Here is a 12158-nt window from a genome sequence, read left to right as displayed (position 1 = left end):
GAGGGGATGTGACGCCGGTTGGCTACCCCGCAGTACCGCCCGGCATCAGGTGGGGCTCAGGTCAGCGCCGGCTCGGTCAGCCGTGCGAACTCGTCTGCCTCCGCGGCCGCCGCCGCGAGACGGTCGTTCTCCGCCTGAAGACGGGTGACCTCGAACTCCAGGGACTGGACCCGGGAGCGCAGTCGGGTGACCTCGTCGAGGAGGCGCCGGTCGGGCGCCGCACCTACGTGGCCAAAGAGGGCCTTCGCCATCGTGACTCCTTGTGACGCGCTGCGTCGATTTTGTGTGGTGCGCTGTCTTTTTTCGCTGCCGGAAAAGCCGGCCAGCGTGGCGCCCTTTTCACGCACCCGAGCGGTTCAGTGCGCAGTGAACCTCATGCGAACCGACACACCACATGCTCACGGGCACGCGTGAGCGCAGAATCCCGCCAATCGAACTGCGGGACACTTTATGGTGCGGGAACTCAGGCCGCGGTCAAACCGAGACAGTGCTCAAACCGAGGCATGAGTGGGCGCGACTGGCGACAACTCCATAGTCCGCCGATACCCATCCTCCGTCAAGCCGAGGCAGTGCCGGTTGGGCGCGCGAGTCAAGTGAATCACGCCACCAAGCCGTCTCGAGGCCGCCTCAAGGCTCCTGCGGGGGCATCCCACCAGGCCTTATACATCTTTCGCGGACATGTCGATCTCGTCAAGACCGGTCCGTTTCCGCAAGATCCGGCGCACTCGGACGGGCTCGTCCCGTTCCGTCCGGCGGTCCCGCGGCGGGCGCCGCACGGACGGTCTCCGGCGGGCGACGAAGGGTCACCGCGGGGCGGTCCGGCGGTGGGCGAGCGAGAGATCGACGAGCCACGGGGGTACGGACGGCGCCGCAAGCCCTCGACCCGGCTCGCACGTCGTGGCCTTTCGGGCAAAAACGGGCAAAGCTGGCTGACAAATCGCCTCAAAAGGGACGTAATTGTGTCGCCTAGCCGACATGCTCCGGCACCTTCGGCGGTTTGCGTCGTTGCCTCCAGCGTGAATCCGACCCCGTCCCGCGAGCGCATCTGTCTGCTCACCGGCGGCGGGTACCCGTACCGGCGGGACGCCCTCGGAGGATGGTGCCGGACCCTCGTCGAGGGACTGCGCCGGTTCCACTTCGAGTTGCTGACCGTCACGGACCGTGAACTACCGTCCGCACCCGCGTACCCGCTCCCGTTCAACGTCGGCTCCGCCCACGCCGCCGCGCTGGGCCGGGACCCGGCGCGAGCCGAACGACGCCGCGGCCCCGTCCCCGACGGCGCGGCCGGCGCCGCCGCCCTGCTCTGCCGCGGCCTCCTCGGCGACGAGACGCCGGTCACCGCCCTGTTCGCCGACGGCCTCCGGCGGATCGCCGGACTCTGCCCGCCCGGCGCCGACACCGACCCGCTGGCCCCCCTGCCGCTGACCGACGCCCTGCAGGAGGCCTGGCGGGACCGGCAGACCGCCGCCGACGAGCCGCTGCCCCGGCTCAGCGTGCGCGACGCCCGCACCGCGGCCACCCTGCTCCGCCACGCCCTGCGGGCCCTCGCCGTGCCGATCCCCGAGGTCGAGCTGGTGCACTGCGTCGGCGGCACCACCCCGCTGCTCGCCGCCCTCGCCGGGCACTGGCGCGACGGCACGCCCCTGCTGCTCACCGAGGCCCGCGCCGCCGTGCCCCGGCAGCGGCCCGCCGAGGAACGGCTCTCCCCGAGCGTGCGCACCGTGCTGCGCCGGTTCCGCACCGCCGTCGCCCGCACCGGCTACACCGAGGCCGAGCTGATCGCGCCGCTCAGCACCTACCACCACGGCTGGGCCCTCGACCACGGCGCCCCGCCGGCCCGGCTCGTCCCGGTGCCCGCCGGCGTCGACCCCCGCGAGTACCCGGGCGCCGCCGAGATCGCCGAGACACCCACCGTCGTGTGGGCCGGCAGCGGCGGACCGGACAGCGGGCTGGCCCTCGTGCTGGAGGCGTTCACCGAGGTCGCGGCGGCCGTCCCCGGCGTGGTGCTGCACCTGGTCGGTGTCACCGCCGCCCACGAGGAGCACTGCGCCGAACAGATCGAGCGAACCGGGCTCGGACGGGCGATACGGCTCCACCCGCTGCCCGCCGACCCCCGCGACCGGTACACCGTCGGGCAGGTCGTCGCGCACGTTCCCGGGCCCGCCGACCCGCCCTACCGGCTCGTCGAGGCCATGATGTCCGGCCGTGCCGTGGTCGGTGTCGACATCGGGCCGTCCGGCGAGACCCTCGGCGACACCGGGATCCTCGTCCCGCCCGGCGACCCCTCCGAACTGGCCATCGCCATCGTCGGCCTGCTCCGCTCCCCCGGGCGGCGGCGGGCCCTCGGCGACGCCGCCCGCCAGCGCGCCCTCGGCCACTTCACCGTCGACCGGGTCGTCCGGGTGTACGGCGCGCTCTACACCGACCTGGCCGCGCCACCACCGGCGACGGCCTTCGAACTGGCGCTCACCGTTCCCGCGCCCCGCAACCCGACCCCCGCAACCGTGCGCTGGCTCACCCGGGAGACCTCATGACGATCACGCCACGTGGCACCGGCGGGACCGCGACCACACGTACCGCCCGCAACCGCAACCGCCGCCGGAACGCCGCTGCCGCCACCGGTGAGCCCCGCCACGCCGCGCCCGCCCAGCCGGAACTGGCCCCGCCCCGGCGACGCGGCGGACGCCACGCGGCCGAGGAGCCACTCGCCGACGACACCTCGGTCACCGACGCCGCGGTCGCCGGCACTTCGGCCGCTGACGTCTCGGACATCGACTCCGCGGTGACCGGCCTACCGGTGGACGACGCCTCGGTCGACGACGTCGAGTTTCCGGCGCCGGCCTGGGATCCGTGGGCCGCCGGCACCCGGCAGGCGCTGTCTCCTGGCGCCCCCCACCACCCACACGGGTTCGCCGGGAGCGGTGACCACCGAAACTTCCTGGCCGACGCCGAGGGCCGGGACCACCGGGCCTACCTGAACGACGGCGAGGGCAGGGACCACCGGGCCTACCTCAACGGCGAAGCGGACCCCGACCATTGGGCCCACCTCAACGCCGACAACGACGAAGCGGACCCCGACCACCGGGCCTACCTCAACGACGCCGAGCGCTATGCGCGTCGGGGCGGGCCGGTGGGAGCCGGATGGGGTGATTCCGCTGCGGAGCCCGTCGCGTGGGGCGGCGGCCGGGCCGGTGCCGAGGTCGAGGGCCTGCCGGAACGGGCGACCGGGTGGGACGGCGGTGGCGGGGCCGGGCACGTCGCATGGATGGATCAGACCGGTAGCTGGGTCAATGTCGCCGGCACCGGTCACGCTCCGGTGGAGTCGCCGGCCGCCGGATGGATCGACGGTGAGGTGGCCGGGTGGGGCGACAGCGTGGGGACCGGGCTCGGGCGGCGTAACGGGTGGGCCGACGCCGGGAGTCACGGGGACGACTGGGCGCTGCACACCGGGGTCGGGATCGGCGCCGTCGGCGACTGGACCGACGGCAGCGGATCGCCGGCCGGGTACGCAGAGACGGCCGGAGCGCCCGCGGTACACGGGGAGACGGCGGGAGCGGTGAGCGGGTGGGCCGGCCCCTCCGTGAGCCGGGACGGCGCTGCGGACGGTGTGGTCGAAGGGCTCTGGCTTGCCCTCGACGAACCGGACGACTCCGCCGGGGGGCCGGGAGGCGAGGAAGCCTCTTGCGAGGATGCGGCCGGGCGTGGTCCGTACCGCCGCAGGGGTGTGCCGGAGGCCCGGAAAGCGGGACGGCGGCACATCGGCCGCTGGTCGCATGCGCGGCGGACGCGAAGCGCCTATCTGAACAACGCCCTGGTGCGTTGCGGGCTCTACCTCGGGGCGCTGAGCGTCGCGGTCTCCGCGGCCGAACCGCTCGGACGGGTCGCCTGGCCGGTTCCGGCCGTCATGGTGCTGCTCGGATGGACCGCCGCACAGGGGCTGACCAGCATCGGCGTGACCGTCGCCGGCCGTGGGGGGCCGGCCGCCGCGGCCCGGACCGTCGGCGCCGGGTTCGCCGCGGTCATCGGGCTGTGGTGCTCGCTGGTATGGATCGCGCCCGACGCCCTCCTCGGACCCGACCGGCTGCTCGCCGCCACCGTCGGCATCGGGGGGCTGGCCACCCTCGCCACCGTGACCGCCGCCCTGGTCACCCGCGCCGAAGGGGTGATCGCGGGCTGGTACGCGCCGTGCTGGCTGCTCGCCGCCGCCGTCCTCGCCGACGCCGGCGGGGTTCGCGAGGCCGCCCTCGTCCCGGTTCAGACACTGCTGCCCGCCGCCATGGTGGCGGTCGGGATCCGCGCCTTCCGTCCCGCGTTGCTGCCCCGGCGAGCCGCGTCCGGACGCCGGTCCCGTCTCACCGCCGCCGACCGCCGGCGGGCCGCCGCCTACCTGATCATCGGGGCCGCGCAGGCGATCTCGGTGATCCTGCTGTGGCGCGGCGGACCGGCCGTCATGCCGCTGCCCGCCGCCCTGCCCCTGCTGGTCGCCGTGCCGCTGCTCGAAGGGCTGATCGGCTGGCACACCGACCGGATCGACGCCGGGCTCGACGCCGCCGAGACCCCCGAGGAGCTCGACCGGCACATCCGCAACGTCACCGCCATCACGCTGGCCGGACTGCTGCCGCCGCTCGCCGCCGGATGCGGGCTGCTCGTCGCCGCGTACCGGCTGCCGTACGGGTTCTCCCTCGTCCCCGGCGCACGGGAGGCCGTCCTGGCGCTAGCCGCCGCCACCCTGCTGGGCGGGGTGTTCGCGGTCACCTTCCTGCTCGCCGCCCGTACCCGGCACGGGATCGCCGCGACCCTCGCCACCATCCCGCCGCTGGCCGCGACCGTGCTGGCGCTGTCCGCGCCACCGGCCGGGCTGCTGCCCGCCGCCGTCGCGGTCCTCGCCGCGACCCACCTCGCCGGCCTGCTCATCGTCGCCCTGACCGCCGCCGACCTCCGGAGGACGCCGTGAAAACCCTGTTCCCCCCGTACGCCCATCCGTCGCCCGAGCTGGAACTGGACGCCGACACCTGGATCGTCCGCGAACAGCCCGGCGACCGCCGCACCCTCCACCAGTCCCTCGGCCGGATCGACCTGGACTGGGGCAGCCGCTCCCTCGCCGACGTCCTCGCCGACGTGGACGCCTGGCGCGCCGACGGTGTCGAAGGGCTGTTCCTCGACCGGGCGCCGGCCGGGTCCGGAGGTGTCGGGCCGGTCGCGCTGACCGTCCGGCTCGCCGCCCGGCGCGGCCTGCACCGGGTGGTCCTCAACCCCGGGGTGCCGACACATCCGCTGTACCGGGATCTCGGGGTGCGGATCTGCACCTTCGAAGGGCCGTGGTCGGCGTACCAGAGCTGGGACGGTGACGGGGTGCGGCCGGGAGACGGGCACATCGTGTACGGGGTGCCCGCCCCGCTCCTGACCGCCGCCCGTCGTCTGATGGGCCGGCGGGGCGCCGGGTTCGGGCTGGCCACTGATGCCGTGCCCCGGGTCGGCGCGGCGCCCGCCACCACTCCCGGATAGCCCCCCGGCCGGTCCCGGGAGCTGTCCGACGGCTCGGGACAGCTCCCAGGGCCGGCCCGGGCGGTGACCACCGCACATGCCCGGCGGACGCGCTGGAGGCCGGGACCACCGGCCGCGTCGCGCGGGAGCCACGGGAGGTGGGGGCTGCGGTCGAGGGCGGCCGACGGCGTACCGGCTCAGGCGGTTTTGCGGGGTTTGGGCTGGCAGCGAGGGCAGCTGAAGCTGGACCGGTTCATGAACTGCTCGCGGCGGATGATCGCGCCGCAGCGGTGGCACGGCTCGTTCTCGCGGCCGTAGGCGTTGAGGGACCGGTCGAAGTAGCCGCTCTCGCCGTTGACGTTGACATACAGCTCGTCGAAGCTGGTGCCGCCGGCCACGATGGCCTCGCCGAGGACGTCTCGGACGTGGCCGAGCAGCCGGGCGACGGCCGGGCGGGTGAGCTGGTCGGTGGGGCGCGTGCCGTGCAGTTTGGCGCGCCACAGGGCCTCGTCGGCGTAGATGTTGCCGACGCCGGAGATCAGCGTCTGGTCGAGCAGTGCCCGCTTGACCTCGGTGTGCCGGCCGCGCATCCGGGCGTTGAACGCCGCGTCGTCGAAGAGCGGGTCCATCGGGTCGCGGGCGATGTGGGAGATCTCGTCGGGGAGTTCGGCGCCGCCCTCGGAGACCGACAGGCCGCCGAACGTGCGCTGGTCCACGAAGCGCAGTTGCGGGCCGCCGTCGGTGAAGGTGAACCGGATCCGCAGGTGTTTCTCGTCCTCGGCGTCGGCGGGCTGCATCAGCAGCTGGCCGGACATGCCGAGGTGGCCGATGATCGCGTCGCCGGAGTCCAGCGGGAGCCACAGGTACTTGCCGCGGCGGGAGACGTCCAGGACCGTCCGCCCGGTGAGCACCGCGGCGAAGTGGGCGTCGCCGGGAAGGTGCCGGCGGATCGCGCGGGGATGCAGCACCTCGGCGGTGGCGATGGTGCGGCCGGTCACCCACTTCGCCAGGCCCATGCGAACGGTCTCGACCTCGGGAAGCTCGGGCACGTCAACGTCCTTTACAAGGTGTACGGCCAGACGGTCACCAGGTAGGCGCCATACCAGAGACCGAACAGCGCCCAGGCGGTGATCGACAGGACCGCGACCCGGGGGCGGGCGCGGGCGGCCGCCACGACGGCGGGCAGCAGCGTCAACAGTACGGGCAGCAGCAGCCGTGGCTTGGAGTGGTAGAACCCGGCCTGGCCGTAGACGAGGATCATCGCGACCACGCCGTAGACGGCCAGCGGCAGCCACGGCTTCTGGGCCAGCGCCACCCCGGCCGCGGCGAGCGCCGCCAGCAGGATCAGCGCGACGCTCATCGGGATCCAGCCGTCGCCGGAACGCAGCGTGGTCCAGAGGAACTGGCCGGTGCTGGCGCCGTAGTCGAACGAGGTGCCCCAGCCCGCCGTCTGGATCTTGAACCAGGCGGTGAGGTCGCCGACCCGGTAGGCGACCCAGCCGAGGTAGGCCGGCACGCCGGCGAGGGCGACCGCCGCGGCGGCGAGCGGCTTCCACTTCGGCTGGTCGTCGTGTTTCAGGGCGAGCAGCGCGGCGACCGCGAGCCCCAGCGCGGCGGCGGCGCCGGTCGGCCGGCTCAGCGCGGTGAGCAGGCCGAGGAGGCCGGCCGCCCACCAGACCCGGCGGTGCGCCGCGACGAACATGCCGGCGACGAGGGCGATGAAGAGGCTTTCCGAGTACGCCATCGAGAGCACCACGGACGCCGGGGCCGAACAGCAGATGGCGACCAGCGCCCAGCCGGCCCGTTTGCCGTAGAGCGACGAGCCGAGCAGGTGCAGGACGATCCCGGCGGCGACCGAGGCGAGCCAGGCCACGGTGAGGGCGGCCGCGCTCGGGTCGATGCCGATGGCGGCGCCGGCCCGGATCAGCATCGGGTAGACCGGGAAGAAGGCGAGCTCGTTGCCCTCCAGCTGGCCGGACGAGCTGTAGGTGTAGCCCTCCGGGTAGCCGTCCATCGCGACCCGTAGGAACCAGCCGGCGTCCCAGATGAGCAGCCGTTCCCAGAGCGACCGGGGCTCGGCGACGCCACCGTTCAGCCAGTTGATCATGAGTAACTGGCCGACGCGGGTCAGCGCCAGGATGCCGACGGCGGTGAGCACTCCACTCAGTTCGCCCGCTTTATCCCATAGTGTCTCTTCTTTTTGGGTTTCTTCGACCATGGTCACGGTTCGGTCTTCTCCGACTGTTCCGTAAGGGTGCGCCACGCCGCCGCGGCGGCACGCTGCTCGGCCTGCTTCTTGCTCCGGCCCTCGGAGCCGCCGTACCGCTCACCGGCGACCACCACCCAGGCGGTGAACGTCTTCGCGTGATCCGGGCCGGAGTCCTCGATCTCGTAGTCCGGCACGCCCAGGCCCAGCGCCGCCGTCAGCTCCTGCAGGCTGGTCTTCCAGTCGAGCGCGGCGCCCCGGCCCGCCGACTCGGCCATCAGCGGGTCGAACAGCCGGTGGATCACCTCGCCGGCGATCTCCAGCCCGTGCTCCAGGTAGATCGCGCCGAGCAGCGCCTCCAGAGTGTCGGCCAGGATGCTCGCCTTGTCCCGGCCGCCGGTGGTCTCCTCGCCCTTGCCGAGCAGCAGGTGCGGACCGAGCCCCTCCGGGCCCAGGCCGCGCGCCACGTCGGCCAGCGCGTGCATGTTGACCACGCTGGCCCGGAGCTTGGCGAGCTGGCCCTCCGGCAGATCCGGGTGGTTGTGGAAGAGCGCTGAGGTGATCACCACGCCGAGGACCGAGTCGCCCAGGAACTCCAGGCGCTCGTTCGTCGGCAGGCCACCGTTCTCGTAGGCGTACGAGCGGTGGGTCAGCGCGCGTTCCAGCAGCTCCGGCTTGAACGGGACACCGAACGCCTCCTCCAGCGGTTCAGTGGAGGGGCGACGACGCTTGTCAATCATGCGATACCTCGCTGAGCGCTCAGAAGATCGGCGATCGCCGCGACCGAGTTGCGGCGGTGCAGGTCGGCCGCGAGCGCGATGCCCGCGGCGAGGTCCCGGCCGGTGGCCGCGCCGTGGCAGACGACGACCGTGCCGGAGACCCCGAGCAGCAGCGCCGCCCGGGGAGGTGGATCGGTGTTGCGAGCCGGCGGACCGGAGAGCGCGTACGCCGTCTCCAGCCCTTTCAGCAGGACGTTCCCGGTGAAGCCGTCGGTCACCACGACATCGGCGGCCCGGCCGGTCACGATGTCGCCGCCCTCGACCAGGCCGGCGTAGCGGCCGCCGCCGGGCAGCGGCAGGTCGACGAGGCGGGCGGGCAGGGCGCGGCGCAGGCGGTCGCCCTTGCCGGGCTCGGTGCCGATGGTGAGAAGGCCCACGCGGGGCGAGGGCATGCGCAGGACGACCGAGGCGTACGCCGCCCCGAGCCGGGCATGCCAGGTGAGGGTCTCCTCGTCGGGGTCGACCGACGAGCCCACGTCGAGCAGGACGAGACGGCCGGCGGCGGTGGGCAGCACGGCGGTCAGCGCGGGACGACGGACTCCGGGCCAGCGGCCCATCTCGCGGGCGGCGGAGAGAACCGTGGCCCGGGTGTCACCGGCGGAGACGAGCGCATCGGCCCGGCCCTCGGTGACGGCGTGCACCGCGGCGCCGACCGAGTCGGCCGGGGCGGTGACGGTGGTGATACGGCGGCGGTCGCCCGGTTTCAGGGCGGCCAGAACCGCGTCGGCGGCATCGGCCGGGCCGACGAGCGTCAGGTGAAGGGCCGGGTCTGCTTTGCAAGCGCGCAGAGCGCCGTCAACCACGACGGCGGGAGCTTGGTCCCCGCCGAGGAGGTCGACGGCGATCCGCGCGATGCCCGGCTCCCCGACAGTGCGCTGTCCAGGAGCCGTGGCACCGGTGGCTCGCCACCGCTCGGGCACGACCCGCCCGATGATCGGGCGCGTCACGCGGCGGCGTCAGACCTCGAGGACCTGGCGGCCGTTGTAGGTGCCGCAGACCGGGCAGGCGGCGTGCGGCAGCTTCGGCGACTTGCACTGGGAGCAGGCCGCGGTGGTCACCGCGGTCGCCTTCCAGTTCGCCCGGCGCGAGCGGGTGTTGCTGCGCGACATCTTGCGCTTGGGGACGGCCACGGTTCCTACTCCTTGTTGTTTGACAGGTTGCGCAAAGCGGCCCACCGGGGATCGACTTCCTCATGGCTGTGATCAGCCGGGAGGTCGTCGAAGTGCACCCCGCACTCGGGGCACAACCCTGGGCAGTCCGGGCGGCAGAGCGGATTGGTCGGCAGCATCAGGACGATCGCGTCCCGCACCGCCGGCTCCAGGTCCAGCAGGTCGCCCTGCATCCGGCCGACCTCGTCCTCGTCGGTGGTCTCCTCCGTGGTGCTGTCCGCATAGGCGAACAGCTCCGCGATGGAGACCTCGAACGACTTGTCGATCTCGTTGAGGCAACGCCCGCACTCGCCGGTGAGCGAGCCGCTGACGGTGCCGCTGACGTAGACCCCCTCGGAGACCGACGTCAGGCTCGCATCGAGCGTGAGATCGGACCCCTCGGGGACCGAGATCATCTCCAGACCGAGGTCTGCCGGGGCCGGCACCACCCTGTTCAGGGCACGCGTCGCACCAGGCTGCCGCGGCAGTTTCGTCGTGTCGACGACCAGCGGTTGCCTGGGGTCCAGGTGGCTCTGCGGTGACTTGGGCATCGTGATTCCTCAGCCATGGGTAGGCCGACCGAAAACATTACCTGAGCTTGCTGTACGTCGTCGAATCGGGCTCTTTAAAAGGGGAGCGGTCGCTCCGCGTCCTCGCCCTGGAAAGTGCCGATCTCGCGCAGCGCGTGCATCTTGTCACGTCCCCGCTCGATCGACGCCAGCGCCCGGGTCAGGAACTGCTCGAAGTTGGCCAGCGCGGTGTCGACGTAGTCGTCGACCTCCTCACGCAGCCGCTGCGCCTCGGTCCGTGCCTCGGCGATGATCCGTGCGCCCTCGTGCTCGGCCGAGACCGTGATCTCGTTCACCGAGACCAGGCGGGCATGCTCGCTCTCGCCCTCGCTGACGATCCGGTCGGCCTCCCGGCGGCCGGCGTCGACGATGCGGTCCCGCTCGTCCAGGACCGCGGCCGCCTTGCGCAGCTCCGAGGGCAACTCGGCACGCAACTCCTCGAGCCGCTCGATCATCTCGCCGCGGTCGAACATGAAGTTCGTCCGCGACATCGGCACGGAGCGCGCGTCCTGGACGAGCTCGATGAGCTCGTCGATACGGTCGAGCGGATCCACCGGTGCCTCACTCCCGTCGTCGAACCGCCACCCAGCGTGGTGCGATCACGTTACTGCCAAGCGGCCTAATTCTGCTTCAACCGGCCGACGAGGCGAGCCAGCACATTGTCCGGCAGGTACGACGAGGCGTCGCCACCCCACTTCACGACGTCCTTGACCAGACTGGACGACAGGAACGAGTAGAGCGGGTTGGTCGGCATGAACAGCGTCTCCACACCGGAGAGCCCGATGTTCATCTGCGCCATCTGCAGCTCGTAGTCGAAGTCGCTGACCGCCCGCAGGCCCTTGACCACCACCGCCGCGCCCTGCGCCCGGCAGAAGTCGACGAGCAGTCCGTGGAAGGAGGCGACCCGGACGTTCTCGTACGGGGCGGTCGCCTCGCGGAGCATCTCCAGACGCTCCTCGATGGTGAACAGCCCGGTCTTCGACTGGTTGATGAGGACTCCGATGATGACCTCGTCGAAGAGCCGGCTGGCCCGTCCGATGATGTCGAGATGCCCGTTGGTGACCGGGTCGAAGGAGCCTGGACACACCGCTCGTCTCATGATCGGCGACCGTACCAAAGAGTGGTCTCGCCATAACGCCGGGTACGGTCCCCGATCAGACCGTCCACCCAGCTCAGCGGCTCGCCACGGGTGGATCGCTCGAAAATCACCACGGCGTCCGGAGCCAGCCATCCGTTGGCCACCAACTGCTCCTGCACTCCGGTGATCTCGTCGTCGCCCAGCGCGTACGGCGGATCGGCGAACACCACCTCGTACGGCCCACCGGACGGCGGGTCGCCGAGCGCCTGCAGGACCTTGCCGGTGACCAGCCTGGCCGCGGAGCCGACCTTGAGCGCGACGATGTTGTCCCGGATCACCCGGGCCGCCTTGCCGTCCGCCTCGACCAGGAGCGCGTGGGCGGCGCCACGGGAGAGCGCCTCCAGTCCGATCGCGCCGGATCCGGCGTACAGGTCTGCAAACCGCGTGTCCGACAAATCGGTCATCGTCTCAAGTGTGCTGAAGAAGGCCTCCCGGACCCGGTCCGATGTGGGCCTGGTGTGCGCGCCCGGCGGAGCGGAGAGACGTCGACCACCGTGCGCGCCCGCGATAATCCTTGTCATCACACGGAACGCTACTTCACCACCGGCGCAAGACCACGACGGCGTGGACTTTGTCCCTCCACACGGGCACTGCGCGCGACGTTACGGTGCCGTTCGGTAGATCGAAGATCTCAGGTTGGCAACAACACCATTAGCGGCGGCTGAGACGTTTCTTTGATCTCGCGAAGTGACTATGGTCGGGCGACGTTGCGGGTGCGTTCTATCGTCCCCGCCGATGACGCGGGGAGGCGTCGTCACAGGTTCGCTCAATCCACCGGCGACATCTGTGGTTTCCTCGCGCGCTCCTACCTAAACCCCCTACACAGGAGATGGC

Annotated in this window: 13 protein-coding genes; 3 read left to right on the top strand and 10 right to left on the bottom strand. The window is 72.2% G+C overall.

Going from position 1 to position 12158, the window contains the following annotated elements; all coding sequences use genetic code 11:
* Positions 1-56: 56 nt before the first annotated feature.
* Positions 57-251 (bottom strand): hypothetical protein, encoded by a 195-nt coding sequence (locus BM290_RS45385; RefSeq protein ID WP_043532705.1) that lies wholly within the window; start codon positions 249-251, stop codon positions 57-59.
* A 765-nt stretch (positions 252-1016) separates the two neighbouring features.
* Here BM290_RS45385 and BM290_RS45380 point away from each other — a divergent pair.
* Genes BM290_RS45380 through BM290_RS45370 form a run of 3 tightly spaced genes read left to right on the top strand, consistent with a single transcriptional unit; the run spans position 1017 to position 5505 of the window.
* Entirely contained in the window at positions 1017-2534 is a 1518-nt protein-coding gene (locus BM290_RS45380) for a DUF3492 domain-containing protein (RefSeq protein ID WP_093622223.1), read from the top strand.
* Entirely contained in the window at positions 2531-4954 is a 2424-nt protein-coding gene (locus BM290_RS50495; RefSeq protein WP_239144131.1) for a hypothetical protein, read from the top strand. Before BM290_RS45380 ends, BM290_RS50495 begins: the two co-directional genes overlap by 4 nt.
* The gene (locus BM290_RS45370) at positions 4951-5505 is read left to right on the top strand and encodes a spherulation-specific family 4 protein (protein ID WP_093622222.1); all 555 of its coding nucleotides are present in this window, start codon (positions 4951-4953) and stop codon (positions 5503-5505) included. The genes BM290_RS50495 and BM290_RS45370 overlap by 4 nt, the downstream gene beginning before the upstream one ends.
* A 176-nt stretch (positions 5506-5681) precedes the next feature.
* Here BM290_RS45370 and mutM read toward each other — a convergent pair whose 3' ends face one another.
* The 9 genes from mutM to rsmD form a co-directional block, all read right to left on the bottom strand.
* Entirely contained in the window at positions 5682-6533 is an 852-nt protein-coding gene (mutM, locus tag BM290_RS45365; protein ID WP_093622221.1) for a bifunctional DNA-formamidopyrimidine glycosylase/DNA-(apurinic or apyrimidinic site) lyase, read from the bottom strand.
* Positions 6534-6544: 11 nt separating this feature from the next.
* A complete protein-coding gene (locus BM290_RS45360; RefSeq protein WP_239144132.1) occupies positions 6545-7642 on the bottom strand; it encodes a mannosyltransferase family protein in 1098 nt (365 codons plus the stop codon).
* Between the two features lie 62 nt (positions 7643-7704).
* Positions 7705-8430 (bottom strand): ribonuclease III, encoded by a 726-nt coding sequence (gene rnc, locus BM290_RS45355; protein WP_093622219.1) that lies wholly within the window; start codon positions 8428-8430, stop codon positions 7705-7707.
* Positions 8427-9389 carry a phosphate acyltransferase PlsX gene (locus BM290_RS45350; protein WP_239144134.1) on the bottom strand — a complete coding sequence of 321 codons (963 nt, stop codon included), beginning with the start codon at positions 9387-9389 and terminating at the stop codon, positions 8427-8429. Before BM290_RS45350 ends, rnc begins: the two co-directional genes overlap by 4 nt.
* Before the next feature lie 36 nt (positions 9390-9425).
* On the bottom strand, positions 9426-9599 hold the full coding sequence (rpmF, locus tag BM290_RS45345; RefSeq protein ID WP_093622217.1) for a 50S ribosomal protein L32: 174 nt from the start codon (positions 9597-9599) through the stop codon (positions 9426-9428).
* A gap of 5 nt (positions 9600-9604) precedes the next feature.
* Positions 9605-10168 (bottom strand): YceD family protein, encoded by a 564-nt coding sequence (locus BM290_RS45340; protein ID WP_093622216.1) that lies wholly within the window; start codon positions 10166-10168, stop codon positions 9605-9607.
* A 74-nt stretch (positions 10169-10242) separates the two neighbouring features.
* On the bottom strand, positions 10243-10740 hold the full coding sequence (locus BM290_RS45335) for a hypothetical protein (RefSeq protein WP_093622215.1): 498 nt from the start codon (positions 10738-10740) through the stop codon (positions 10243-10245).
* 65 nt (positions 10741-10805) lie between these two features.
* Positions 10806-11285: a pantetheine-phosphate adenylyltransferase gene (coaD, locus tag BM290_RS45330; RefSeq protein WP_093622214.1), complete on the bottom strand. Its 480-nt coding sequence runs from the start codon at positions 11283-11285 to the stop codon at positions 10806-10808.
* The gene (gene rsmD / locus BM290_RS45325) at positions 11282-11845 is read right to left on the bottom strand and encodes a 16S rRNA (guanine(966)-N(2))-methyltransferase RsmD (RefSeq protein WP_093622213.1); all 564 of its coding nucleotides are present in this window, start codon (positions 11843-11845) and stop codon (positions 11282-11284) included. The genes coaD and rsmD overlap by 4 nt, the downstream gene beginning before the upstream one ends.
* Between the last annotated feature and the right edge of the window lie 313 nt (positions 11846-12158).

It is taken from the genome of Actinoplanes philippinensis (genome assembly GCF_900113015.1).
In the GTDB taxonomy this organism is placed as follows: Bacteria; Actinomycetota; Actinomycetes; order Mycobacteriales; family Micromonosporaceae; genus Actinoplanes; species Actinoplanes philippinensis.
Note: the sequence above shows the minus strand (reverse complement) of the source record. Positions and strands in the feature narration are given on the sequence as shown.